We start from the raw sequence: 25,185 nt of genomic DNA, 5'->3' as shown, positions 1-25,185 counted from the left end.
CGATGCGGCGCGATCCGGAGACCGCGCCGCCGCCTCATCAGGTCCGCGTCATCGTCGCCTTCAGCACGCTGCTGAGGAAGTCCAGACTCTCGGCCAGGTGCGCGCGGGTTTCGATCGAGCCCTTGCCCTGCGCGGCGCGCAGGTCGCTCTGCAGCTGCACCGCGTGCAGGCGCAGCACCGCGTAGGCATCGGCGAACTGGCCCGAGGCCGCGCCGCTCTTCGTCAGGTTGGCCTGGATGCGGCGCAGGTACTCGCGCTGCAGGTTGCGGCGCAGCGGATCGATCTCCGCGCCGGTCTTCAGCTCGCTCCAGATGGACGCCTGCAGCGTGCCGTAGACCTCGCCGATCGTGATCAGGCCCTTGCGCTGCGACACCGGCACATAGGCCGGCAGCTCCATCAGGCGGATCGCCGTCTGCGCCTGCAGCAGGCGGTCCAGCGAGCCCAGCTGCACCCGCGCCACCGCGGCCGGGATGTTCACGAAGCCCGCGCGCATGAACTCGACATAGTCGGTCGTGATCGAGGTCAGGAACTCCGGCTTGAAGCGGAAGCTGTCGGCGCTGAAGATGCCCTGCGCCAGGAAGCGCAGCGCCTCGCGCTGCTTGGCGGGATCGACCGGCCGCATCGCGGCGACCGAGGAGCCCGGCACGTCGCGGTGCGTGTACATGCCGCCCACGTACTTGCCCACCAGGTCCGACGCGCGCGCCAGCTGGTTGAAGCCGCTGGCCAGCTGACGGCGCTGGCGCAGCGGATCGTCGCCCGCCTCGGGCGTCCGGTTCTGCACGCGCGTCCACAGCTCCTGCGTCAGCTTCAGGCGCTTGCGGAAATACGCCATCGGATCGTCGCCGAGGTCGAAGCGGTTGATCGTCGGATCCATGCCGTCGAACGGGCCGAAGCCGCCGGCGTCGGTATCGTCCGCGTAGGCATGGCCGGGCAGCGTGTTCTGCGCGGCCACGCGCTTGAGTTCGGCTTCTTCCTGTTCCTTCGGCACCTGCTTGTAGGCGTACTCGATCGCCCAGTAGTCGTAGGTGCCCAGCGTCGTGTTGTTGTAGGTGGTCGGCGCCTCGCCTTCCAGCGGGATGTTGTAGGCGTTGTAGTCCATCACCGAGGCCGACAGGCCGTTGGCATCGGTCCAGGCCTTGTCCTTCAGCTGCGCCTGCGTCACCTGCGTGGAGGCCTTGAAGTTGTGCTTCAGGCCGAGCGTGTGACCCACCTCATGCATGATCACGTCCTTGATCCGCGCCTGGATGAAGGCGTCGGCCTCGGGGCTGTCCGGCGCGATGTCGCCGCGGGCCTCGAGCACGTCGAGCGCGAAGTCCATCTCGGCCGCCGCGTCATGCGCATAGGTGCAGTAGGTCGCGTTGCGACCTTCGCGCCAGCCCTGGTTCAGCGCGGCCAGCGCCTGCGCCTCTTCCGCCAGCGTCGACACCTGGCCGCCGGCCAGGCCGCGCGGCGCGTCTTCCGCGATGAAGGCGCGGCCGCCGCGGGCGAACACGTCGCTCATGCCGATGTCGGCGTCCAGGATCTCGCCGGTGCGCGGGTCGAGGTGGCTCGGCCCGATCGCGAAGCCCACGTCGGAACCGACGAACCAGCGGATCGACGCGTGCGACGCATCCATGTTGTCCCAGTCCGCGTCATCGGGCTGCTGCTTGGCCACGACCGCGTCCTTGAAACCGATCTTCTCGAAGGCCTTGTTCCATTCCAGGATGCCGGCCTCGACCGCGGGGCGGTACTTCGGCGGGATGTTCTTGTCCATCCAGTAGACGATCGGCTGCACCGGCTCGGACAGCGCCGCGGCGGGGTCCTTCTTCTCCAGGCGCCAGCGCGCGATGTAGTGGACGCGCGGATTGGGCTTGGCGTCGTCGCTCAGGTCGGTGAAGGACTCGGTGAAGTGACCCAGGCGGCCGTCGGCGCGGCGCGTGGCCATCTTCTCTTCCGGCAGCGCGCGGAAGTTGTAGACAAAGCCCATGAACATCGAGCGCGGATCCGGCAGCGCCTGCGGCGGCGTCGGCACCGGCACCGGCGGGGCCACCAGCGGCGGCGCCGGGATGCGCGGGGTGAAGTAGTGGACCTTGGCGTTCAGCGTCGTGAGCTGCGCGTCGGCGCGCGTGTGCTCGAAGTACGAGTTGCCGCGGTCGACGTTGTAGGGCAGCCGATAGGCCATTTCCAGGCGCGTGGACATGCCGGGGATGTCGCTCAGCAGCAGGCCGGCGTCGACCAGGAAGGCCTTGCGTTCCGGATGGTCCGCGCTCGCGACCGGACCGGCGGCGATCAGGCTGGGCGAGAACGCTTCCTCGCCGGCGCGCTTGCCGCCGCCCTCGGCGCGGAACGCCGTGTTCAGCGCGATCAGCTGGATGGAATTGCCGACTCGGCGCCACTCGGCCAGGATCTCCGGGCCCATCTGGCTGGCGTAGAAGCCACGCTCGCCGATCGAGCTCGTGATGTTGATGGTGAACAGGAAGGGCTTGTTCAGCATCGCCCGCGGGATCTCGAGCCAGACCTTCTCGTCCTTGCGCAGGATCGGGAAGAGACCGTCATCGCGCTTGGCGTCGCGGCTCACTTCGGCGAACGGCTTCGGCGCGGTCGGGTCGGCGGCGGGACGCGGCGCCGTCATCGGCGACGCGGCGCCCGGCTGGCCCGGCGCGCCCGAGGCGGCACTCGCCGGCGGCTGGGCGGCCTGCGCGGTGGGTGCGGAGGTGGAGGCGCCGGTCGGGCCGGTCGTGGCGCAGGCGGTGAGCAGCAGCGCCGCGGCGGCGATGGCCGTCAGCTGGATCGTGTCCCTGTGGATCATGGATCGATGTGGTCGTGGGTCCGTCCGAGTTTGGCCGGACCGTGTTGAGAAAGCGGGCGTTGCGGTCGTTGCGCCGCATGGCCCCGGTGAAGCGGGCAATGTGCGAGGCCGAGGCCCGCGCGTCAATGCGCACTAACGAGCGCGCAGCCCCTGCGGATCGCGCGTTTGGCGATGATCGCCCACGTCGACAGCCGCCCACCCGTGCCGGAAGTGACCCGACCACCCGGCGCAGGGGGTGCCCCCTACACTGCCCCGCCATGAGTCCCCGTCGCACCCACCTCCTCTACCTGCACGGCTTCCGGTCCTCGCCGCGTTCGGCCAAGGCCTTGCGGATGGCGCGATGGACGGCGGAACACCGCCCGGACCTGGTGTTCGTCTGTCCGCAGCTGCCACCGTCGCCGCGCGAGGCGATGGCGCTCGTCGACGACCTGGTCCGCGATTGGCCGCGCGAGACGATGGCCGTCATGGGCAGTTCGCTCGGCGGTTTCTATGCGACCTGGGTGGCGCAGCGCACCGGCGCACGCACCGTGCTGCTGAATCCCGCCGTCAACCCGGCCCGGGACCTCGCGAACTACATCGGCGAGCAGACCTGCTGGCAGAACCCGGAGGAACACTTCTTCTTCCGGCCCGAATTCGTGGATGAACTCGTCGCGCTCAACGCCGGCGCGCTGGCCCATCCGGAGCGGATGCTGGCGGTGATCGCCAAGGGCGACGAGGTGCTCGACTGGCGCGAGATGCATGCGCGCTACGCAGCCTGCCGGATCAAGCTGCTCGAAGGCAGCGATCACGGCCTGGCCGACTTCGACGACTACCTGGACGAGCTGACCTCGTTCCTCGAGCTCTGATCCGCGCTCCAGCGCGCTCCGACGCGCTTCAGCGCAGCTGCAGCAGCACGCTCCAGTGCTGCTGGTTGAGATCGGACTTCTCGCAGGTGGCGTCCTCCGCGCACGCGCTGCCAGGGCGCGGCCGGTTCATCGGTGCGCTCGCGTAATGGCGCCGTGACAGCAGGCCGGCCTCGTTGACCATCAGCTGGCGGCGCGTGACGGCCTGCAGCACGTTGCCGCCGATCGATTCGATCTTCAACGCGCGGCGGTCGACCGACACCACCACATCGCAGTGCGATTTGGTGCGGCTGTCGATGCGATCGGCCAGGGCCAACCAGTCGGCGAAGGTATCGAGTTCGGGCTTGCCGCGCGAGTAGCAGATCAGATCGCCGACGCGCGGCGCCGTACGCCGGATGTCGCAGGCGCGGAAGGCGTAACCCGGCGTCTCACGCAGCGCGCCCCCGATGTAGACGGCATGCGCGCCGGAGAAGTGGAAGGCCTGGTCGCTCAGCCCCGCCTCGTGCATCACGAACGAGATGAACGCGCCCGACCACGGCGAATCGGAGATGGCGCTCCGCACGAGCGCCTCACGCATCTGTTCCGCCTGCGGCGCGTCGGCCGGCACGGCGGCGAGCAACGGACCAAGCGCTTCGACGCGGCTCTTGCCTGCCGAGGCCGGATCGTCCAGCAAGTCCGGCGCCCACTTGAAGTCGCGCAGGCCGAGGAGACCGGGCCGGTGCTGATCCAGCGTCTGCCAATAGCGCCAGACGCGTCGCCAGGCGTAGCGGTCGGCCGGTGGCGCCGCGTCGCCGTCGGCGGCGCGCAGCGGCTCGGTCTCCGTCTCCACCGAACCGAACTTCCACAGACGCCCGTGCGCATCGATGCGATGGCCGTTGAAGCGCTGGTATTCCTGCATCGCGGCCGACGCGATGCGCGCGGCGACCTCGGGCGCGGGCCCCGGCGCGTCGCATGACTGCGCCGCGGACAGGGCAGGCGCGAGGACTGGCGCCATCGCGAACACAGCGCGGACGAGGAAACGGATCGGCAGGAAGGTCATCGATGCAGGGCTGCGTGAGGTCGCGCGCATTGTGGAAGCGCGCCGGTTCCACCGCCCATGCCAATCCACGCGGCAGGCATTCCCCGTGGCTATCGTCGCGCGGCACCGGTCCGCCGGACGCGCGATCCGCCTTTCCGAAGTCCTGAGCGTCCCGACTACTTCCTTCTGCCGGTGGCCCTCAGCAGGAGCAGCGTCACCAGCCCGGTCAGCAGGACGATCAATCCGACGACGACCCAGAAGCCATGCGGATGCTCCAGCAGCGGCAGCCCACCGACGTTCATGCCGAACAGGCCGCTGATCAGGTTGATCGGCAGCGCCAGCACGGTGACCATCGTCAGCACATACAGCGTCTGGTTGTTCTCCTGCGCGACGCGCGCGGAGGTCTCGTCCTGCACCGCGCGGATCCGCTCCTGCAGCGCCTGGATGTCGCGCAGGACCAGCGCGAACTCCTCGCTGGCCTGCTGCAGCTGCTGCTTGTCCCGGTCCGCGACCCACTCCGGCGGATTCGACAGCATGCGCAGCAGCGCACTCGGCTCCGGCGCGAGCAGGCGCTGCAGCCGCACCATCAGCCGCCGGAGCGCCGCGACCTCGGACCCATGTCCCGCGTGGCGGCCGGCGAGCAGCGCGTCCTCGATGTCGTCGACCCGCTCGGTGGCCTGGCGCACGATGCGCTGGAGCTCGTCGGCCTGGTCGCGCAGCAGGTGGTCGAGCAGCGCGACGCTGGACCGCGGCCGGTCGCCACGCTTGATCGCCATCCGCAGGCGATCCACCGAGCGCAGCGGCGCGCGCCGCACGCTCAGCACAAGATGCTCGCTGACCTGCATCCACAGCGTGGAGACGTCGCCGACGTCGAACGCGAAATCGAAGGTCACGTCGTTGAGCACGGCGAACAGGTGCTCGCCGACGCGCTCGATGCGCGACGAGCGCGAGCCCTGCTGCTGGGCCTCGTCGAAGCTCTCGGCGAGCGCCGCGTTGCGACGGAGCCAGGGCAGCGCGCCGGCATGCGCCAGGTTCAGGTGCAGCCACAGGTAGCCGCCGTCCGGCTGCAACAGCCGGGCCTGCGCCTGTGCGAGCGTCGGCAGCGCCTCGGTCGGCCGGTCCGGATGGATCCAGAACCCGCAGATCAGGCCGTGCTCGTCTCCGCCATAGGGACCGGCCAGTCCGGCCGGGAGCTGCGTCGTGTCATTCATCGCCATCGGCGGATGGTAGACGCGCGATCGCCTCTCCCATGCGGACCCGCTGCCCGGTCTGCAAGCCAGCCGACAGGTTCACGCCCGGCGGCAGGAACACGATGATCGTCGAGCCCTGCTCGAACCAGCCCATCTCCTCGCCCCGCGCGTGATCGTGTCCGACCTCGAAGCGATGCGGACCGGGATGGTCCGGGCGCAGTGTCAGGTCCAGCGCATGCAGCCGAAGGCTGGCGACCAGGATCGCCGCCACCGGCACCAGCGCGATCGGCGTGCCGTCGGGCAGCGTGCACTCGACGGCGGCGCGCACGTTGCGGCAGAACAGCTGCTCGACGCGCTTGAGCGCGATCGGATTGACGTTCCACGTATCGCCCGCGATGTGCGTGACGCGCTGGATGCGCAGATCGGCCGGCGCGTGGAAGCGGTGGTACATCGACGAGGTCAGCCGCAGCGTCACATAGGTGCCGTTGAGGTAGGGCGCGGCGCGCGTCGCGTCGCCGAACAGGTCGGCGATGCGGTAGTCCATGCCCTTGGCCTGCAGCGCCATCCCGCGCGAGACCGGCCCATGCGCCCCGACGATGGCGTCGCAGGGGCTCACGATCACCGCCGGCGCCGGATCGACCGGCCGCCGTCCCGGCTTCAGCCGACGGGTGAACACGTCCCGCAGCGAGCGGTAGCCATGGGCAGGCGCTTCGGCCTCGCTCAGGTCGAGGTCGGTGAACATCCGCCAGACCGCGACGCTGAAACGCGTCAGCAGGGGGCTGTCGATCCGGGCGTACCAGCCCATGAAGCGGGTCAGCGCCAGGCGGGGCACGCGATTGGTGAGCAGGAAGTTGAGGGACTCTTGCTGGGTCAGACGGTCGCGCCAGCGGGCCAGTTTCATAGACATGTCAATTCCGTCGGATACACCCCGGTAATTTGCCAACGCTGTGTGACAGCTGAACGAGGCTCCGGAGGCCCATGCCCATGTCGACGACGTTCTTCACCTTTGACCTGTTGCCCGTCGCCGCCGCGGCGGCCGGGCTGTTGGCGCTCTACTACGCGCCGACCGGCTGGCGCCGACTACAACTCTCTCGAGCCAAGCATCCCTCGCTGGCGGGCCATTCGCGGATGGCGGTTCGCCTGGCGCGGCTGATGCCGACGCAGCGCTTCGACGACGCGCACTTCTTCAACGCGGACGACGCGCCGGCCGAGATCGTCGCCAAGCGGCGTTCCAGCTTCAGCGCGCTATCGCAGACGCTGAAGACGCGCCACGCGCGCAGCATCGCCGCGACGCAGTCGATGAAGCCGTCGCTGCCCGACCTGCAGTTCACCAGCAGCTATCGCGTGCCGCCGTCGTTCAGCCCCCTGGTGCAGCGCGAGCTGCCGCTGGGCCCGGTGATGGTCGCCAGCGACGGCCACTGGCTCACCGACCTCGACGGCGAGCGCTTCATCGACCTGGCCGGCAGCTATGGCGTGAACCTGTTCGGCTACGCGTTCTATCAGCGCTGCATCGCGGAGGGCGCAGCGCGCGTGGACGCGCTGGGACCGGTGCTCGGCGTCTACCACCCGCTGGTCGAGGACAACGTGCGCCGCATCCTGTCGCACGCGCGGATGGATCAGCTCTCCTTCCACATGTCCGGCACCGAGGCGGTGATGCAGGCGGTGCGGCTGGCGCGGTACCACACGGGCAAGACGCACCTGGTGCGCTTCTGCGGCGCGTACCACGGCTGGTGGGACGAGGCGCAGCCGGGCCCCGGCAACCCGCTGCCCGCCGAGCGCACCTACACGCTGCGCGACATGCATGAACGCAGCCTGCAGGTGCTGCGCACGCGGCGCGACATCGCCTGCGTGCTGGTGAATCCGCTGCAGGCGCTGCACCCGAACAAACCGGCGCCGGGCGACGGCTCGCTGGTCGACAGCTCCCGGCGCGCGTCCTATGACAAGGACGCCTATGCCGCCTGGCTGCGCGAGCTGCGGCAGGTCTGCACCGAGCGTGGCATCGCCCTGATCTTCGACGAGGTGTTCATGGGCTTCCGCCTCGGCGCGGGCGGCGCGCAGGCGTATTTCGGCGTGCAGGCGGACCTGGTGACCTACGGCAAGACGCTGGGTGGCGGGCTGCCGGTCGGCGTGGTCTGCGGCCGCGCGGCGTGGATGAAGCGCTTCCGCGAAGAGCGTCCCGCCGATGTCTGCTTCGCGCGCGGCACCTTCAACACGCATCCCTACGTGATGGGCGCGATGTCGGTGTTCCTCGACGCGCTGGAGGATCCGGAGCGCCTGCGTCAACTCGACGAGCAGGACGAGCAGCAGGACGGTCGTCGCGCGAGACTGAACGCCGCGCTCGAGGCGGAACAGCTGCCGCTGCGCGCGGCCAACATGTCGTCGATCTGGACGCTCTATTACACGGAGCCGTCGCGCTACAACTGGATGCTGCAGTACTTCCTGCGCGAGCAGGGCCTGGCGCTGAGCTGGGTGGGCACGGGCCGGCTGATCTTCAGCCTGGACTTCAGCGACGCGGACTTCGACGAGGTCCAGCGCCGCATCGTCGCCGCGGCCCGCGCGATGCGCGACGGCGGCTGGTGGAGCAACCCGGCGCTGCCGACCAACAAGGCGATCAAGCGCCGGTTGTTGATGGAGACGCTGGGCCTGCGCCACTGACCTCGCGCCATCCCCCACGCATTCCCGGTTCCTCCCCCAAACGCCTCCCTCCTTGGCGGGGCGCCTCGACATTCATTGACGAATGTCAGAGCGCCCCGTTGTTCTTGGCGATGTGTGATTCCTAGACTGCTCCGCCTTGCATGCGCATTTGCGTGTGCCACGAGGAGTTGCCACATGTATTCCGCCTTCTGCGTTGCCAACGCGTTTATCCGGCGCGCGCTCGACGGTCGTCTGCGCGATCTGAACTCGATGAAGCTTCAGAAGCTCATGTTCTTCGCCCAGGCCTGGCGTCTCAAGAAGAAGGGCATCCCGCTCTTCCAGGACACCTTTCTCCGCGGCGCGACTGGCCCCGTGCTTCCTTCCATCGACTTTCAGTTGACGGCATACGGATCAGGACGCATCGGCCAATTCGTGACCACGCTCACCGCGCACGACGATCCGGAGCGGTGGAACGAGCCCTATTTGCCTCCGGAGGATCGATCCTCCTGGGATCTGATCGACGCCATCATCTACACCCACGGGAAAAAGTCTCCGACTGCGCTGTCCGACCTCACGCATCTGCCGCTCTCTGCCTGGTGCGCCGCTCCCGCTGACGGGAGCCCCATCCTGAACAGGACGATTCAGGAGGACCCGACGATCCAGGTCGGGGACTTCGAATGAACGAGCGCGACGACCTGCGAATCCAGGACGCGCGCGCAGTGGAGTCAGACTCGGAATTCGAAAGGCATGCGGAACGCATCGCCACCAGTCGCGCCAACCGTCATCTGCGACAGATCTACGCCGCCAAGGCTTATGGTCTCGCGGCGGGATGCATCACCTTGTGGGCCGCCTTGCTCGCGGTGCAAGGCGGCACCAAGGTAGCGACTGGCATCGAACTCTGGTCCGACCAGGTCCTCATCGCCGTCACCACCGGCGTCACCGTCAGCGTGCTGGCGGCGTTCCTGGGGGTGATCCGAGGGCTGTTTCCGGGGAAGGACGAGCGCGCTCCCGCGCCTCCTTGACGACCTCTTCGATCGCCTTCACCACGACCTCCGGCTTGTCCCGCTGGATGTAGTGCCCCGATCCCTCGACCGGCTGAAGCGCCTTGCCGCCGACCAGCGGCAGCCAGTTCGGCTCCAGGTTGTGCACCATGGTCTCGAAGCCGCTCGCCATCTCCGTCGGCGAATAGACCGTGCGCGTCAGCACCCGCACCGGCACCGTCGGCCGCGGTTTCTGCCACAGCGTGTCGATGCAGTCCTGCTGCTGCAGGAACTCCGCCTGCATCATTCCCCGGAACACCCGCCGGCTCATGTTGTCCAGCATGTTCGCCATCACCGGCACCTCGACCTGCATGCGCCGCAGGTGCAGCGGATGCGTCGCGTCGACGAGCACGATGCCCGCGACCTCGTCCGGATACAGCCGCGAGAACGCGTACTGGTACAGCCCGCCGATCGAATGGCCGACCAGCACGTACGGCGGCTTGATGCCGGCGCTCTGCAGCAGACCGTGCAGCTCGGTCGCGATGCCGCAGGGATTGCGCGGCACCGGCGGCGTCGCGGTGCTGTCGCCATAACCGGGGCGGTCGTAGGCGAACACGCTGTAGTCGGCGCGCAACTCATTCAGGACCTTCGCCCACGGGTCCCGGCCGTCGCCAAGACCGGATTGCAGGACGATCGTCGGCTCGCCGTGGCCCACCTTCGTGAAGACGATCGGACCGCCGGTCACCCGCTGGTTGCCGGTGTTCGGCATGGGACTGGCGCAGCCGGCCAGCACGGCCGCCGCCACCGAAAGGGTCAGCGCCAACGACATCGGCGCCCGAAGGCGCCGTTCAACTCCAGACATGCGGGAACTCCTTCTGCCGGCGGGCCGGCCTGTTCCCGCGTCATCCCTGGTGGATCAGGCCGCCTGCTCGCCGTTCCCGGCATTGTGCCCATCGTCGCGCGGCCACAGCGCCGGATCCAGCCGCTCCCCGCGCAACAGTTGCAACGGCGCGCGGTGGTACAGCTGGATGTCGTGGAAGGGGTCCGTGATGATCTTCGTCGCCCAGGCCAGGCCGGTGCGCAGATCGCGGATCACTGCCAGCTGCAGCACGCGGAACACCAGACCGCCCACGCCCAGCCAGAACCACACGAGGCCGAGCTGATGCAGGTACTCGGTGAAGCTGGCGGCCGGCGCGAACAGGCCGAACAGGCCCGGCTGCAGCCACAGCGCGACCGGCGACGCCGCCCACAGCCCCATCAGCACGACCTTGCGGCGCAGGTTGTAGCCGATCTTGATCTCTTCCTTGTGCTCGTGCGTCGCCTGGTTGACGTGGTCGTAGCCCTTGGGTTCGAAGAAGAAGTGCCCGGCCTGGCGGCTGGTCATCGACACGCCCCACGCCAGGAGCGCCGACCAGGCGGGATCGACCAGCAGCAGCCCGTAGGCGACCACGAAGCAGCAGGCGCTCAGCAGATGCAGCGACTGGTTGATGCGGCAATGGTGGTAGTAGCGGTGGTCATCCCAACGCTGTTCATTCAGAAGTGCCAGAAAGTCCTTCATGGGGGCCTCGTCCGTGAAATGAGCGGTGAGCGTGACGCCGATCGATGTCAGTGCCGTGATGGCCGGATGATGCATCGATGACGGACACGTGGCGACTGTGTCGACCGGCCGTGTCAGGCGCGTGACGGACGGCACCGTCACAGAACTGTTGCGTTCGCAACCCATCATGCGCGCCATGACGACACCGCCGATCGAACTCGAAGTCGATGAGCTCCCCACGCGTCAGCGGCATTTCCGCGTCGCGGTCGTGACGGAGACCTATCCCCCCGAGGTCAACGGCGTGGCACGCAGCATTGCCTGCGTCGTCCAGGGATTGCAGGCCCGCGACCACGCCGTGCAGCTGCTGCGCCCGCGACAGGCGCCCGCCGGTCTGCCGCCCTCCTCCGACGCGCCGATCGACGAGGTGCTGATGCGCGGCCTCGCCGTGCCGCGTTACCCGCATCTGCGCATGGGTGTCGTGTCCAAGCGCACGCTGGTCAACCTGTGGGCCAGCCGGCGTCCCGACATCGTCCACATCGCGACCGAAGGTCCGATGGGCTGGTCGGCGCTCCAGGCCGCGCGGCAGCTCAAGCTGCCCGTGGTGTCGGAGTTCCGCACCAACTTCCACGCCTACGCCCAGCATTACGGCATCGGCTGGCTGCGCCGGCCGCTGCTGGCCTACCTGCGCAAGTTCCACAACCGCTGCCACGCGACGATGGTGCCCAACGCCGCCCTCGCCGGCGAACTGATGGCCCAGGGCTTCCGCCACGTCAGCGTCATCGCGCGCGGTGTCGACACGCAACTCTTCCATCCGTCGCGCCGGAGCGACGCGCTGCGCGAAAGCTGGGGCGCCGCACCCGGCGATCCCGTGCTGCTGCACGTGGGCCGGCTGGCGGCCGAGAAGAATCTGCAGTTGCTGGTCGACCTCTGGCCGGCCGTCCGCCAGCGCCATCCGCGCGCGCGGCTCGTGCTGGTCGGCGACGGCCCGGCGCGCGCCGACTTCCAGCAACTCCTGCCCCCGTCCGCCAACGTCGTCTTCGCCGGCATGAAACACGGCGAAGATCTCGCCGCCTGCTACGCCAGCGGCGACCTCTTCGTCTTCCCCAGCATCACCGAGACCTACGGCAACGTCACGCCCGAGGCGTTGGCCAGCGGGCTGCCGGTGATGGCCTATCAGTACGCCGCTGCGGCGCTGCTGGTGCGCGACGGCCTCAACGGCGGACTGGCGCCCTTCAACGATTCGGCCAGCTTCCAGACGCGCACACTGGCGCTGCTTGATGACCTGCCGCGACTGCGCGCCATGAGCCTCGCTGCTCGATCCAGTGCGGAGTCGCTCGACTGGGACGGCATCGTCCAGGGCATCGAGCAGGTCTACGCGTCCGCCATCGACGGCACCTCTGTCGCGCTGCGTGTCGGATCGCAACTCTCGGGTCTTGAGGCCCGCGCGCACTGAACCGCTCGCTGTTGACGAAGGGCGCCCGGGGCCGGCGGCGTCGTCCGCCCTTCCCTTCTGACTGGGCGCCGTCTGTTCGAGTGCAGTGAGCCGCAGGCGAACGGAACGAGTTGGCGCCCCAGGGCGGACGACGCCGCCGGCCCCGGGCGCTCTTCGTCCCGCTCGGTCCGATCACCCGGCGATGCCGCCCTCCGCGACGTCGGGAGACAGGGTTTCGCGTCGAACGCGGCGGCGGATCATCAAGATCAGGACGCCGGTGAAGACGAACACGCCGAGCCCGCTCATCAGCCAGACCAGCGGGACACCCAGGGCTTGCAGCAGCGCATAGGCGCCCAGCATCAGCAGGATGCTCAGGTTCTCATTGAAGCCTTGCACCGCGATCGATCGGCCTGCGCTCAGGATCTGCACGCCGCGGTGCTGCAGCAATGCATTCATGGGAACCACCATCGCACCGCCGACCGCGCCGACCATCACCATCGCCGGCAGGGCCCAGCCCAGGGACGTCACCCACGGCGTCGCCAGCATCAGCGCGCCCAGCAACAACCCGAGCGGCATCACACGCAGCGAGTGATGCAGCGCAATCCATCGCCCAGCAAGACCTGCCCCCGCCACGACGCCGATCGCCACCGTCGCCTGCAGGTAGGCGCCCTGGTTGAGGCGCAGGCCCAACACATCCTGAGCCCACTGCAGGACCGCCAGTTGCAAGGTCGCACCCGCACCCCAGAAGAGCGTCGTCATCGACAAGGACAAGCGCCCGCCGAGCCGGTCACGCCACAGGGCCTGATTCGAGATCCGGAAATCACGCAGGATCTCGCGCAGGCGGCGTGGCGGCTTCGGATAGACGATGCCGCTCTCCGGCACGCGGAGCTGCAACACGGCAGCCAGCGCGTAGACCCCCAGCAGCGCGCACAGCGATGCGGTCAACGGCCGGGCCACGCCCAGTTCCCCGATCGCCGTCATCCACCAGGGACTCACCAGCAGACCGCCCACCATCGTGCCCAGCAGCACGGAGCACACGACCGAAACCTCGATCCAGCCGTTCGCCGCGACCAGTCGCGTCGGGGGCACGATCTCCGTGATCAGTCCGTACTTCGCCGGCGCGTAACAGGCGGCGGCAACGCCGACGATCCCGAACGCCAGCAGCGGATCCAGCCCCGCCGCCATCGCCCCGACTCCGATCGCCTTCAACCCATTCATGCAGGTCATCAGCGCGACCTTGGGCCACGCGTCCGCGATCAGACCGACCACCGGCGCCAACCCCACATAGGCCAGCGTGAAGCACAGCTTCAGCAGCGGCGCCCACCAGACGGGCTGACCCATCTCGCGAAGCAGCGCGATGCCGACGATCAGGAGCGCGTTGTCGGCCAATGCGGAAAAGAACTGGGCGGCGATGAGGGTGTGGAAACGTGGGGGCATGGGCGCGCGGGGTGCGGCGCGAGTCTGCGTCGGTGGCGTGACCGCGTGTTGACAACGAATTGACACCCGCTCCACGCGCACCCACCCGGCACCCCCTCCACGATCAGCGACAATCCGCCCTCTATGTTTGCCCTGTTCGAAGACGCCGGAAAATTCCTCGCCGGCCGCATCCTGTCCGAAGCCGATTCCTCGATGCAGATCGAGCTCGACTCCGGAAAGCGCGTCAAAGTGAAAGCCGCCCATGTCCTGCTCAAGTTCGACAAGCCGTCCCCGGCCGAACTGATCGCGGACGGGCAGCGCCTGGCCGAGGAGATCGATCTCGACCTGGCCTGGGAATTCGCTCCGGAAGGCGAGTTCGGTTTCGCCGACCTCGCGCGCGACTACTTCGACGCCAAGGCCACGCTCGCCCAGCAGGCGGGCGCGCTGTTCCGGCTGTTCGAGGCGCCGCACTACTTCCGCCGGATGGGCAAGGGCCTGTTCAAGAAGGCGCCGGCCGAGACCGTCAAGGCCGCCCTGCTCGGCATCGAACGCAAGAAGCAGATCGCCGCCCAGATCGAACAGTGGGCCGCTGAACTGGCCGAGGGCCAATGCCCCGCGCCGATCGGCGACCAGATCTACAAGATCCTGTTCCGCCCCGACAAGAACGGTCCGGAGTACAAGGCCGTCGTCGAGGCCGCCAAGCGCAGCCACAAGGCACCGCTGGACCTGCTCAAGGACGCCGGCGCGATCGCCAGCCCCTACCAGTTCCACTGGAAGCGCTTCCTCTTCGAGCATTTCCCGAAGGGCACGAACTTCCCCGCGCTGTCCGCGCCCGAGATCAAGGACACACTGCCGCTCGCCCCGGTGCGCGCCTTCTCGATCGACGACTCCGCCACCACCGAGATCGACGACGCGCTGTCCGTCCAGGGCCTGGGCACCGGCACGGTGATCTTCGGCGTGCACATCGCCGCGCCAGGTCTTGCCATCCAGCCGGACTCGCCGGTCGACAAGGTCGCCCGCGAACGCTTCTCCACCGTCTACATGCCGGGCTGGAAGCTGACGATGCTGCCGGACGACGTCGTCCAGGCCTACACGCTGATCGAGGGCCGCGACTGCCCCGCCGTCAGCATCTACCTGACGATGGACGAGGCGACGCTGGAGATCACCGCGCGTGAGACCAAGCTCGACCGCGTGCCCATCGCCGCCAACCTGCGCCACGACAAGCTCGACGACGTCATCACCGACGCGACCCTGACCGGCGACGCGCCGGCCGGCTACGACTTCGCGCCCGAACTGGCCTTCGCCTACCGGCTGGCCAAGGACCTCAAGGCCAAGCGCGAGGTCGTGCGCGGCAAGCCCGAGACCTTCAACCGGCCCGACTACAACTTCCGCCTCGACAACGACGGCACCGAGCCCGCCGGCGCCGAGCAGGTCAGCATCACGACCCGCAAGCGCGGCACCGCGCTGGACCTGATCGTGGCCGAGGCGATGATCCTGGCCAACTCCAGCTGGGGCGGTTTCCTCGCCGACTGCGGCGTGCCCGGCATCTACCGCAGCCAGGCCAGCCTCGCCCCCGGCATCAAGGTCCGCATGGGCACCAAGCCCGCGCCGCACGCCGGCATGGGCGTCTCGCAGTACACCTGGGCGACCTCGCCGCTGCGCCGCTACGTCGACCTGGTGAACCAGTGGCAGATCATCGCCTGCGCCCGCCACGGCAAGACCGCCGCGCTGGCCGCGCCGTTCAAGCCGAAGGATGCGGCGCTGTTCTCGGTCATCTCGGGCTTCGACGCCGCGTACAGCGCCTACAACGGCTTCCAGTCCGGCATCGAGCGCTACTGGACGCTGCGCTACCTGCAGCAGCAGGGCATCACCGAACTGACCGCGTCCGTGCTGAAGGACGGCCTGGTCCGCGCCGACGAGCTGCCGCTGGTGTTCCGCGCGCTCGGCTGCGAAAACCTGCCGCGCAACGCGCACGTGAAGGTGCGCATCACCGGACTCGATGAATTGACGCTGGACCTGCACGCCAACCTGGTCGAACGCCTGGACGCCGAAGCGGCACCCGCCGCTGCCGACGAGAGCGCCGACGAGGACGAGGAACCCAGCGGTGTGCTGACGCTGGCGATCGACGTCAACGACGACGGTTCCGACACCGCCAAGAGCGGCGATGGCGCAGCGGTCACGTCCGCGCCCGCCGCCTCCTGATCCTTCCATTTCAAGATGCCCAAGCTCAGCCTTTTGCACTACGCGCTGATCGTCTCGGCCGGGGTGCACCTGGGCCTGGGAACGTTGAAGCTGGTCGCGCCGGAACAGTTCGACCGGATCTTCCAGGACGAGCCGCTCGAGGTGATCCTCGTCAACGCGCGCGGCCAGGAAGCGCCCTCCAAGGCGCAGGCGCTCGCGCAGGCCAACCTGGCCGGCGGCGGCGAACTGTCCGCCAATGTGCGGGCGACGTCGCCGCTGGCGCCTTCGCCGATCGAGGAGACCGGCGACAGCATCGAACTGCAGAAGAGCCAGATCCAGCAGTTGCAGCAGGCGCAGGAACAGCTGCTGACCGTACTGCGCCGGCAGTTGGCCCTGCTGCCGCCGCCCGATCCCGCGCGGGAGAAGAGCACCGCCGAAGGCCGTCAGATCGCCGAGCACCGCCGGCAACTGGTCCAGACGCTGGCCGAGATCGAGAAGCGCGTGAACACCGAGAACGCGCGGCCGAAGAAGCGTTACGTCAGCCCCGCCACGCGCGAGACCGTGCACGCGCTGTATTACGACCAGCTGCGTCGTCGCATCGAGGTCCGCGGCACACGGGACTTTCCGAGTTACCAGGGTCGCAAGCTCTACGGCGAACTCACGATGAACATCCAGGTCGACTACCGCGGTCGCGTCGTCGAGACAGAGATCGTCCAGGGCTCGGGCAACGCGGTGCTGGACCGTCGCGCCGTCGCCATCGTGCGGGCCAGCGGGCCGTTCGGGCAATTCACCTCGGAAATGCGGCGCGGCGCGGAGATCCTCGTGATGACCTTCCGCTTCCGGTTCAACCGCGATGAAAGCGTGGAGACGACGCTCAGCACCGCCCAGCCGTCCTGAGCGCCACCACGCCGGTCGTCCTGTCCCCATGGAAATGTCATGAGCGCCGATCCGTCCGCATCGATTTCCGATTCGACTCCCAACCCGGCATCCCCTGCGGGAGCCGGCCTCGATCGCTACGTGGTCGCCGGCAATCCGGTGGCGCACAGCCGCTCGCCCGAGATCCACGCCACCTTCGCCGCGCAGACCGGCCAGTCGCTGATCTATGAGCGACTGCTCTGCCCGCTCGACGGTTTCGAGGCGACGATCCGCGCCTTCGTCGCCGCCGGCGGCCGCGGCTGCAATGTCACCGTGCCGTTCAAGTTCGAGGCCTTCCGGCTGGCGGCGCGTAGGACGCCGCGCGCGCAACTGGCCGGGGCGGTCAATACCTTCCGCTTCGACGACGCCTCGGCGGGCGGCTGGCTCGGCGACAACACCGACGGTGCCGGCCTCCTCGCCGACATCGAGCGCAATGCCGCGCGCCCGCTGCGCGGCCAGCGCGTGCTGCTGATCGGTGCGGGCGGCGCGTCGGCGGGCGTGCTCGGCAGCCTGATCACAGGCCGGCCCGCGGAGATCCGCATCGTCAATCGAAGCGCCGACAAGGCCCTCGCCCTGGCCGACAGCCATCGCGCCTGGGCGACCGAACACGGCGTGCGCCTGAGCGCCGGCGGCCTCGACGCCGCGGCGCCGGACGGCCGGCACGACGTGCTGATCAACGGCACCAGCGCCTCGCTCAGCGGCGCCGGCCTACCGCTGCCCGATCCGGACGCGCCGGTGCTCGCGCGCGGCGGGCTGGCCGTCGACATGATGTACGGCCCGTCCGCCGTGCCGTTCCTGACCTGGGCCGCCGATCAGGCCGGCGCCGGCGGCGCGGCACTCGATGGCCTGGGCATGCTGGTGGAACAGGCCGCCGAAGCCTTCCTCCTCTGGCGCGGCGTGCGCCCCGACAGCGCGACGGTGCTCGCGGACCTCCGCCAGCGGCTGCTGGCCCACTGAGGCCCCGACGCATGAAACAGTTCTGGCGCCTCGCCGGGATGCTGCTGGTCAGCGTCCTCTGTCTGCAGCTGTTCTTTGCAGCGCGCATCGCGCTGATGGCCGTCGTGTCGCCGCAGTCGACGACCTTCCAGCGTTCCGAAGCCATGCGGCTGCTGCGCGAGAAGCATCAGATCCTCTGGTCCCAGCAGTGGGTCGACGACGCGCTGATCAGCCGCAACCTCAAGCGCGCGGTGATCGCCAGCGAGGACGCCGGCTTCAACGAGCACGGCGGCGTCGACTGGGACGCGCTCGAAAAGGCCTGGGACAAGAACCAGCGCGCGCAGGAGCAGGCCGACAAGCGCGCCGCCCGGCTCGCCAAGACCAATCCGGCCAAGCCGCCGCCCGTCCCGAAGGTGATCGGCGGATCGACGATCTCGCAGCAGCTGGCCAAGAACCTGTTCCTGAACTCCGAGCGCCACCTGGCGCGCAAGGGCCAGGAGCTGGTCCTGACACTGATGCTGGAAGCGATGCTCAGCAAGCAGCGCATCCTCGAGATCTATCTGAACAACGTCGAATGGGGCGAAGGCGTCTTCGGTGCCCAGGCGGCGGCGCGTCATTACTACCGCGTCGACGCCGCCCGGCTCGGTCCGAACCAGGCGGCACGGCTGGCGGTGATGCTGCCGGCGCCGAAGCGGTTCGAGAAACGCCCAGGTTCGCCCTATGTGGTCGGCCGCGCTGGCACCATCGAGGCCCGGATGAACGCGGTCGAGGTACCCTGAGCGTCTTTGCTCGCGTACCTCACGCGCCCTCCGGACCGCCCGATCCGGGCCGGGAGACCGCCATGACATCCGAACTGACGATTGAGATCGCCGCCACGGCTGCCCGGCTGGTGGTGGAAGAAGGCCTGGAATACGGCCCCGCCAAGTCCCGCGCGCTGAAAGTGCTGGGACTGCCCTCCCGCACCGCGCTTCCCAGCAACGACGAGCTCGAGGACCAGGTCCGCGACTATCTGGAGCTCTTCTGCGCCGACACGCAGCCCGCCGAATTGCAGGCGCTGCGCGAGTTGGCCGTCGTCTGGATGGAAAGGCTCGCCGAGTTCCGCCCCCACCTGACCGGCGCCGTCTGGCGCGGCACCGCCACGCGGCTGTCCCCCATCCACTTGCAGCTCTACTGCGATGACAGCAAATCGGCGGAGATCGCGCTACTGAACCAGGGCATCGACTTCGACGTCGGTCAATCGCGCAATCCCAAGGGCGAGATGGTGGACCAGTTGGTCCTCGATGCCCCCTGCCGGGCGCTGAACGAACACGTCGCGATCGCCCTGACCATCCTGGACCATGACGACCTGCGCGGCGGGCTCAAGCCGGACGCCCGGGGCCGGACCGAACGCGGCGACCTCGCCGCCCTGCGCCAACTGATGAATTCGAAGGACGATTGAATGCAACGACGCGCTGTTCTGGGATTGGGAGCCGCCGGCCTGGCGGCGGCGGGTGTGGGCACGTATCTCGCCCTTCATCATGAAAGGCAGGCCGGTGGCGGCGCTGATGGCGGGGCGCCGGCAGGCCCGCTCTCGGCAGAGGCAGCGGCGTTCTGGAATGCCAGCTTCGACACCCTCGATCAGAAGACCTATCAGCCGGCCGCCCATCTGCGCGGCAAACCGCTGCTGCTGAATTTCTGGGCGACCTGGTGTGCGCCCTGCGTCAAGGAACTGCCCGAGATCAACCAGTTCCATGACGAGTTCAGCGCGCAGGGCTGGCAGGTGCTCGGCCTGGCGGTCGATGCGCCGACGCCGGTGCGCGGTTTCCTGGAGAAGATCCCGCTGAAGTTCCCGGTGGCCCTGGCCGGATTCACCGGCACGGACCTGTCGAAGACCTTGGGCAACGCCAAGGGCGGTCTGCCATTTACCGTCGCCTTCGGTCCCCAAGGCGAACCGATCTGGCGCAAACTCGGCGCGACGAATCTTGAGGAACTGCGCGCAATGGCGCGCGCGATCAAAGCCTGACTGCGGGTCAACCCCTAGAAGCAGCGGTGGTCGGTCATAGCGGTGGCCCCCAGACCGGTCAAGCTCTTTATTTTTGGGCTGCTGCCGGGATCTGGTCTCAAAACGCGTAAAGTCCACCCTTTTACGCTTCTAGTGTCTTCGCTCTAATTGGCGGGACCAGTCGCTGAATGCAAGTCCTGGTACTACACGGCCCCAACCTCAATCTGCTCGGCACGCGCGAGCCTGGGGTGTATGGCGCGACCACTTTGGCGGAGATCGACACCGATCTTCGCCAGATCGCGCAGGAAGCCGGCGTAGCCCTGGAGAGCTATCAGAGCAACCACGAAGGTGCGCTGGTGGACCGCATTCAGGCGGCGGGTCGCGATGGAACGCGCTTCATCCTGATCAATCCGGCAGCCTACACGCATACCAGCGTCGCGATCCGCGATGCGCTGGCGGCGGTGGCGCTGCCTTTTGTCGAGGTGCACCTGTCCAATATCCACAAGCGCGAGCCGTTCAGGCATCACAGTTACCTGTCGGCACTCGCGGAGGGCGTGATCTGCGGCCTGGGTCCGGCCGGTTACCGGCTGGCCCTGCAGTTCGCGATTCAGCAGTTGAGCCGGCCAGCCTCGTCCACCTGAGCGCCGCGGTCCGTCGACTGTCGTCGCGGGCCGGAAGACATCACCGAAGATCACCACCGATCACCGATCCCCGTTGGAGAGTTCTTATGGATTTGCGCAAGCTCAAGACCCTGATCGACCTCGTGTCCGAGTCGAACATTTCTGAACTTGAAATCACCGAAGCCGATGGCAAGGTGCGCATCGTCAAGTCCGATGGGCAGCCGCTCGTGGCCGCCATGCCCATGATGCAGGCCGCGCCCCAGGTCGCCGCCGCGCCGGCCGCCGCCCAGCCGGCCGTCGCGCCGGCCCCCGTGGCCGCTCCGGCCCCGGCCGTCGAGACCGGCCACATCGTGAAGTCGCCCATGGTCGGCACCTTCTACCGCGCGTCGAGCCCGAACGCCAAGGCGTTTGCCGAGGTCGGCCAGCAGGTCAAGGAAGGCGACGCCATCTGCATCATCGAGGCGATGAAGATCATGAACGAGATCGAAGCCGACAAGTCCGGCACGATCGTCAAGATCCTGGTCGAGAACGGCCAGCCGGTGGAATACGGCCAGTCGCTGATCGTCATCGAGTAAGGCGGTACTAGATGTTCAAGAAGATCCTCATCGCGAATCGCGGCGAGATCGCCTTGCGTATCCAGCGCGCGTGTCGCGAGCTGGGCGTGAAGTCGGTCGTCGTGTATTCGGAAGCGGACCGCGACGCGAAGTACGTGAAGCTGGCCGACGAGGCCGTCTGCATCGGCCCCGCGCCGTCCGCGCAGAGCTACCTGTCGATGCCGGCCATCATCGCGACGGCCGAAGTCACCGACGCCGAGGCGATCCACCCCGGCTACGGCTTCCTGTCGGAGAACGCCGACTTCGCCGAACGCGTCGAGCGCAGCGGCTTCACCTTCATCGGCCCGACCCCGGAGAACATCCGGACCATGGGCGACAAGGTCTCGGCCAAGCAGGCCATGATCAAGGCCGGCGTGCCCTGCGTGCCGGGCTCCGAGGGCGCGCTGCCCGATGATCCGAAGGAGATCGTCCGCATCGCCCGCGCGATCGGTTATCCGGTCATCATCAAGGCGGCCGGCGGCGGCGGCGGACGCGGCATGCGCGTCGTCCACACCGAGGCCGCCCTGGTCAACGCGGTGCAGATGACCAAGGCCGAAGCGGCCGCGGCCTTCGGCAATCCGCAGGTGTACATGGAGAAGTTCCTGGAGCATCCGCGTCACGTGGAGATCCAGGTGCTGGCCGACGGACAGAAGAACGCCGTCTGGCTGGGCGAGCGCGACTGCTCGATGCAGCGCCGCCACCAGAAGATCATCGAGGAAGCGCCGGCGCCGGGCATCCCGCGCCGCCTGATCGAGCGCGTGGGCGACCGCTGCGCCGCGGCCTGCAAGAAGATGGGCTACCGCGGCGCGGGCACCTTCGAGTTCCTGTACGAGGACGGCGAGTTCTACTTCATCGAGATGAACACCCGCGTGCAGGTCGAGCACCCGGTGACGGAACTGGTGACCGGCATCGACATCGTGCAGATGCAGATCCGCATCGCGGCCGGCGAGAAGCTGCCCTTCACGCAGCGCAACATCACGATGCGCGGCCACTCGATCGAATGCCGCATCAACGCGGAAGATCCGGTCAAGTTCATCCCGTCGCCGGGCCGCATCACGATGTGGCACCCGCCGGGCGGCCCCGGCGTGCGCGTGGACTCGCATGCGTACACCAACTACTTCGTGCCGCCCAACTACGACTCGATGATCGGCAAGATCATCGTCCACGGCGACACCCGCGAGCAGGCGCTGGCCCGCATGCGGATCGCACTGTCGGAGACGGTGATCGAAGGCATCCAGACCAACATCCCGCTGCACCGCGAGTTGATGGCCGATGCGAAGTTCATCGAAGGCGGCACCGACATCCACTATCTCGAACAGTGGATGGCCGCGCACAAGCGCTGACCCCGCACGGTTCGCCGGCGATCGGCCACGATCGCTGAGCGACAATACCGAGGCCCTCAGGCGTGGACGAGAGTCCGCCTTGAGGGCTTCTCCATTTCAGAAGTTCATCGAAGTCCCGGAGCCGCTATGAGCGAAGACCACGCCAACGATCCCCTGCTGCACGAGCTCGTGCTCATCTGCCGCGAAGAGGACGTCGAGACCGTCAGCGACGCGCTGATGGAGGTGGAGTCGCTGGCCGTTTCCGTCGAGGACGCCGATGCCGACACGCCGGCCGAACGCGCGCTGTTCGGCGAACCGGGCATGCCGGCGCCTCGCGCGGGTTGGGATCGTTCGGTGGTGAAGGCGCTGTTCGCCACCGAAGAGGAAGCGACCGAGGCCGCGACGCTGCTGCTCGCGCAGGACTGGGCCGAGGACGTGCACGTCCAGGCTATCCAGACCATCGCGCAGCAGGACTGGGTGCGGCTGACGCAGTCGCAGTTCGCGCCGGTCGAGATCACATCGGAGTTCTGGATCGTGCCATCGTGGCACGAGGCGCCCGCCCAGGCGAAGCAGATCATGCGGTTGGACCCGGGCCTGGCCTTCGGCACCGGCACGCACCCGACGACGCGCATGTGCCTGCGCTGGATCGCGCGCCATGGTGCCGAGGCGGCCGGCTGGGATCGCGTGCTCGACTACGGCTGCGGCTCGGGCATCCTCGCGATCGCCGCCGGCCTGTTCGGCGCGAAGGCCATCGACGCCGTCGACATCGATCCGGCCGCGCTGATCGCCTCGACGCAGAACGCCAAGGACAACGGCGTGACGCTGAATGCCGCGATGCCGGACGCCGCCCAGGGCGAGTACCCCGTCGTGCTGGCCAACATCCTGGCGACGCCGCTCAAGCTGCTGGCGCCGCTGCTGTGCAACCACCTGCGCCCCGGCGCGCATCTGGTGCTGGCCGGCATCCTCGAGCGCCAGGCCGACGAGCTGAAAGCGGCCTACGCGCCGCACGTCCAGCTCGACGTCGCGGACAGCGAGGACGGCTGGATCCTCATGACCGCGCGACGCGCGGCCTGACGATTCCGCGTGGCCACATCGCCATCCACCACCGCCCGCCAGCCCCGATGAACAGACGGTTCTCCGCCTTCGCCCACCCGGTGACCGAGTGTCAACCTGGGGGTGTTCGCGGCAAGGACTGACCCTGCTTCGTGGCATCATCGCGTCCATGAATCTCGCGACCCGCTGCACGACCTGCGGCACCATCTTCCGGGTGGTGCAGGACCAGCTGCGCGTCTCCGAGGGCTGGGTCCGCTGCGGCCGCTGTGCCGAGGTCTTCGACGCGCGCGAGCAGCTGTTCGACCTCGAGCGCGACAGCCCGCCGCCCTGGCCGCCGCTGAACGCGCCAGCCGAGCCGGCACCGGTCGAGCGCCGCGCGCCTGCGGCCGCTCCCACGCCGAGCGCACCACCTCCGCAGTCCTACGCGCCGCATCCGGGCGACTTCGCACCGAGCCGCCCCGCGCCCCTGGCGCCGCCGCCGGCCCCCGTCTTCGCCCCCCCTCCGGTCTACGCGCCCGAGCCCCCGCCCCATCACCATCAGGCGCCGCGAGACAGCGGCTGGATGGCCGCCGACGACGAATCGCTGAACCCCTTCGCACCGCCGCGTCGCGTGCCCGATGAGGGACCCACGGACGACGTGGTCGACGCGCGCTTCAACGCGTCCCGCTTCGACGAGTCGTCGTTCGAGGCGCGCCGCGAGCCCTTCCTCGAAGCGCCAGCCGCCCCCGATCCCCGCGAGGACCTGCCCGAACCGAAGGGCATGCGCTTCGAGGAGGACGAGCTGCCGCCGCCGATGATCGACGACGACGAGCGTCCGGACGTGACGCTCGCGCTGAGTCCAGCGACCGCGGCGCAGCTGCGCGCGAATGAACTGTCGGCGGGCCAGGAGCCCTCGCTTGAACCGAGCTCGTCGATGATGACGGCGGGCGAGGACACCGTCGCGGACGCCAAGCGCGCCGCGAAGGCCGCCAAGATTGCAGCCAGGAAGTCCGCGAAGGAAGCGGCGAAGCAGCCGACGAAGAAGGCCGCCAAGCCCCGTCGCTCGTGGTCGCTCTTCAGACGTCGGCGCGATCGCGCGACAGCGGAGAGCCCCGAGACGACGATGACGGTGCTCGCCGCCGAGTCCGAGTTGATGGCCGCCCGCGCGGCGATGGCCGACGCGGCCTCCGCGCAAGGTTCACCGAGCGTGATGCCGGACCAGTTGCCGAGCTTCATGCGCCAGGCTGAAGAGGCGCGCCGCTGGAACCGTCCCGGCGTTCGCATCGCCCTCGGCGGCGCGGCCACGGTGCTGGCGCTCGGACTGATGGGGCAGTTGCTGTGGCATGCGCGCGAAGCCATCGCCGCGCAGTACCCGGACGCGAAACCGGTGCTGGTCTCCGTCGCGCAGGCGATGGGCCAGGAGATCAAGCCCTGGCAGCACATCGAGGCCCTCAGCGTCGAGAGCAGCAGCCTCAACCCGGCCGGCGCCGGCAATCACTACCGCTTCAGCATCAGCCTGCGCAACCGCAGCAACTGGGAAGTCGCGCAGCCGTGGGTGGATCTGAGCCTCACCGATGCGAGCGGCGTGCTCGTCGTGCGCCGCATGCTGTCGCCGACGGAGATGCAGGCAGGTCGCGCATCGCTGCCCGCCGGCGCCGATCAGCAGCTGCAGCTGGTCTTCGACAGCGGCACGCAGAAGATCAGCGGCTACTCGGTCGAGCTGTTCTACCCGTAGCCCCAAAATAAAAAACCCGGCGTTAGCCGGGTT

Annotated in this window: 23 protein-coding genes; 16 read left to right on the top strand and 7 right to left on the bottom strand. The window is 68.6% G+C overall.

The window, feature by feature from the left end:
- Window positions 1-37: 37 nt before the first annotated feature.
- Window positions 38-2,788, bottom strand: a complete 2,751-nt coding sequence (locus tag AC07OZ_RS22270) for a zinc-dependent metalloprotease (protein ID WP_495469249.1) — start codon at window positions 2,786-2,788, stop codon at window positions 38-40.
- Between the two features lie 257 nt (window positions 2,789-3,045).
- Between AC07OZ_RS22270 and AC07OZ_RS22265 the strand changes: the two genes are divergently transcribed.
- Window positions 3,046-3,633 carry a YqiA/YcfP family alpha/beta fold hydrolase gene (locus AC07OZ_RS22265; protein ID WP_495469248.1) on the top strand — a complete coding sequence of 196 codons (588 nt, stop codon included), beginning with the start codon at window positions 3,046-3,048 and terminating at the stop codon, window positions 3,631-3,633.
- Window positions 3,634-3,661: 28 nt separating this feature from the next.
- Here the strand turns inward: AC07OZ_RS22265 and AC07OZ_RS22260 are convergent, their stop codons facing one another.
- The 3 genes from AC07OZ_RS22260 to asd all read right to left on the bottom strand — a co-directional run bounded on the left by AC07OZ_RS22260 (window position 3,662) and on the right by asd (window position 6,745).
- The gene (locus tag AC07OZ_RS22260) at window positions 3,662-4,669 is read right to left on the bottom strand and encodes a DUF2272 domain-containing protein (RefSeq protein ID WP_495469247.1); all 1,008 of its coding nucleotides are present in this window, start codon (window positions 4,667-4,669) and stop codon (window positions 3,662-3,664) included.
- Between the two features lie 155 nt (window positions 4,670-4,824).
- Window positions 4,825-5,865, bottom strand: coding sequence for a transporter (locus AC07OZ_RS22255; protein ID WP_495469246.1), 1,041 nt, complete (start codon window positions 5,863-5,865; stop codon window positions 4,825-4,827).
- Window positions 5,852-6,745: an archaetidylserine decarboxylase gene (gene asd, locus AC07OZ_RS22250; protein WP_495469245.1), complete on the bottom strand. Its 894-nt coding sequence runs from the start codon at window positions 6,743-6,745 to the stop codon at window positions 5,852-5,854. Before asd ends, AC07OZ_RS22255 begins: the two co-directional genes overlap by 14 nt.
- A gap of 77 nt (window positions 6,746-6,822) precedes the next feature.
- Here asd and AC07OZ_RS22245 point away from each other — a divergent pair, with 77 nt between their 5' ends.
- From AC07OZ_RS22245 to AC07OZ_RS22235, 3 genes are all read left to right on the top strand, one after another.
- Window positions 6,823-8,493, top strand: coding sequence for an aminotransferase class III-fold pyridoxal phosphate-dependent enzyme (locus AC07OZ_RS22245; protein WP_495469244.1), 1,671 nt, complete (start codon window positions 6,823-6,825; stop codon window positions 8,491-8,493).
- Between the two features lie 174 nt (window positions 8,494-8,667).
- Window positions 8,668-9,153 (top strand): Panacea domain-containing protein, encoded by a 486-nt coding sequence (locus AC07OZ_RS22240; RefSeq protein ID WP_495469243.1) that lies wholly within the window; start codon window positions 8,668-8,670, stop codon window positions 9,151-9,153.
- Entirely contained in the window at window positions 9,150-9,494 is a 345-nt protein-coding gene (locus tag AC07OZ_RS22235; protein ID WP_495469242.1) for a hypothetical protein, read from the top strand. Before AC07OZ_RS22240 ends, AC07OZ_RS22235 begins: the two co-directional genes overlap by 4 nt.
- Here the strand turns inward: AC07OZ_RS22235 and AC07OZ_RS22230 are convergent.
- Complete coding sequence (locus tag AC07OZ_RS22230) at window positions 9,415-10,314, bottom strand: alpha/beta fold hydrolase (protein ID WP_495469241.1); 900 nt, start codon at window positions 10,312-10,314, stop codon at window positions 9,415-9,417. The genes AC07OZ_RS22235 and AC07OZ_RS22230 overlap by 80 nt on opposite strands.
- A gap of 54 nt (window positions 10,315-10,368) precedes the next feature.
- Window positions 10,369-11,010 carry a hypothetical protein gene (locus AC07OZ_RS22225; RefSeq protein ID WP_495469240.1) on the bottom strand — a complete coding sequence of 214 codons (642 nt, stop codon included), beginning with the start codon at window positions 11,008-11,010 and terminating at the stop codon, window positions 10,369-10,371.
- 175 nt (window positions 11,011-11,185) lie between these two features.
- Between AC07OZ_RS22225 and AC07OZ_RS22220 the strand changes: the two genes are divergently transcribed.
- Entirely contained in the window at window positions 11,186-12,442 is a 1,257-nt protein-coding gene (locus AC07OZ_RS22220; protein ID WP_495469239.1) for a glycosyltransferase family 4 protein, read from the top strand.
- Window positions 12,443-12,613: 171 nt separating this feature from the next.
- Here the strand turns inward: AC07OZ_RS22220 and lplT are convergent, their stop codons facing one another.
- Window positions 12,614-14,101 carry a lysophospholipid transporter LplT gene (gene lplT, locus AC07OZ_RS22215; RefSeq protein WP_495469238.1) on the bottom strand — a complete coding sequence of 496 codons (1,488 nt, stop codon included), beginning with the start codon at window positions 14,099-14,101 and terminating at the stop codon, window positions 12,614-12,616.
- Between lplT and AC07OZ_RS22210 the strand changes: the two genes are divergently transcribed.
- The 11 genes from AC07OZ_RS22210 (at window position 13,982) to AC07OZ_RS22160 (ending at window position 25,152) form a co-directional block, all read left to right on the top strand.
- Window positions 13,982-16,039 carry a ribonuclease catalytic domain-containing protein gene (locus tag AC07OZ_RS22210; RefSeq protein WP_495469237.1) on the top strand — a complete coding sequence of 686 codons (2,058 nt, stop codon included), beginning with the start codon at window positions 13,982-13,984 and terminating at the stop codon, window positions 16,037-16,039. The genes lplT and AC07OZ_RS22210 overlap by 120 nt on opposite strands.
- A gap of 15 nt (window positions 16,040-16,054) precedes the next feature.
- Window positions 16,055-16,915, top strand: a complete 861-nt coding sequence (locus AC07OZ_RS22205; protein ID WP_495469236.1) for an energy transducer TonB — start codon at window positions 16,055-16,057, stop codon at window positions 16,913-16,915.
- Between the two features lie 39 nt (window positions 16,916-16,954).
- Window positions 16,955-17,890 carry a shikimate dehydrogenase gene (gene aroE / locus AC07OZ_RS22200; protein ID WP_495469235.1) on the top strand — a complete coding sequence of 312 codons (936 nt, stop codon included), beginning with the start codon at window positions 16,955-16,957 and terminating at the stop codon, window positions 17,888-17,890.
- Window positions 17,891-17,901: 11 nt separating this feature from the next.
- Entirely contained in the window at window positions 17,902-18,648 is a 747-nt protein-coding gene (gene mtgA, locus AC07OZ_RS22195; protein WP_495469234.1) for a monofunctional biosynthetic peptidoglycan transglycosylase, read from the top strand.
- A gap of 62 nt (window positions 18,649-18,710) precedes the next feature.
- Window positions 18,711-19,307: a hypothetical protein gene (locus tag AC07OZ_RS22190; RefSeq protein WP_495469233.1), complete on the top strand. Its 597-nt coding sequence runs from the start codon at window positions 18,711-18,713 to the stop codon at window positions 19,305-19,307.
- Window positions 19,308-19,871 carry a TlpA family protein disulfide reductase gene (locus AC07OZ_RS22185; RefSeq protein ID WP_495469232.1) on the top strand — a complete coding sequence of 188 codons (564 nt, stop codon included), beginning with the start codon at window positions 19,308-19,310 and terminating at the stop codon, window positions 19,869-19,871.
- A gap of 167 nt (window positions 19,872-20,038) precedes the next feature.
- Complete coding sequence (aroQ, locus tag AC07OZ_RS22180; protein ID WP_495469231.1) at window positions 20,039-20,491, top strand: type II 3-dehydroquinate dehydratase; 453 nt, start codon at window positions 20,039-20,041, stop codon at window positions 20,489-20,491.
- An 86-nt stretch (window positions 20,492-20,577) separates the two neighbouring features.
- Complete coding sequence (gene accB, locus AC07OZ_RS22175; protein ID WP_495469230.1) at window positions 20,578-21,045, top strand: acetyl-CoA carboxylase biotin carboxyl carrier protein; 468 nt, start codon at window positions 20,578-20,580, stop codon at window positions 21,043-21,045.
- A gap of 11 nt (window positions 21,046-21,056) precedes the next feature.
- Window positions 21,057-22,406: an acetyl-CoA carboxylase biotin carboxylase subunit gene (accC, locus tag AC07OZ_RS22170; RefSeq protein ID WP_088406404.1), complete on the top strand. Its 1,350-nt coding sequence runs from the start codon at window positions 21,057-21,059 to the stop codon at window positions 22,404-22,406.
- A 156-nt stretch (window positions 22,407-22,562) separates the two neighbouring features.
- Entirely contained in the window at window positions 22,563-23,459 is an 897-nt protein-coding gene (gene prmA / locus AC07OZ_RS22165) for a 50S ribosomal protein L11 methyltransferase (protein ID WP_495469404.1), read from the top strand.
- 148 nt (window positions 23,460-23,607) lie between these two features.
- The gene (locus tag AC07OZ_RS22160) at window positions 23,608-25,152 is read left to right on the top strand and encodes a zinc-ribbon and DUF3426 domain-containing protein (RefSeq protein ID WP_495469229.1); all 1,545 of its coding nucleotides are present in this window, start codon (window positions 23,608-23,610) and stop codon (window positions 25,150-25,152) included.
- Window positions 25,153-25,185: the final 33 nt, after the last annotated feature.

The sequence above is a fragment of the Roseateles sp. GW821-FHT09G03 genome, from assembly GCF_059416045.1.
This window is presented reverse-complemented; position numbering and strand designations above follow the sequence as displayed.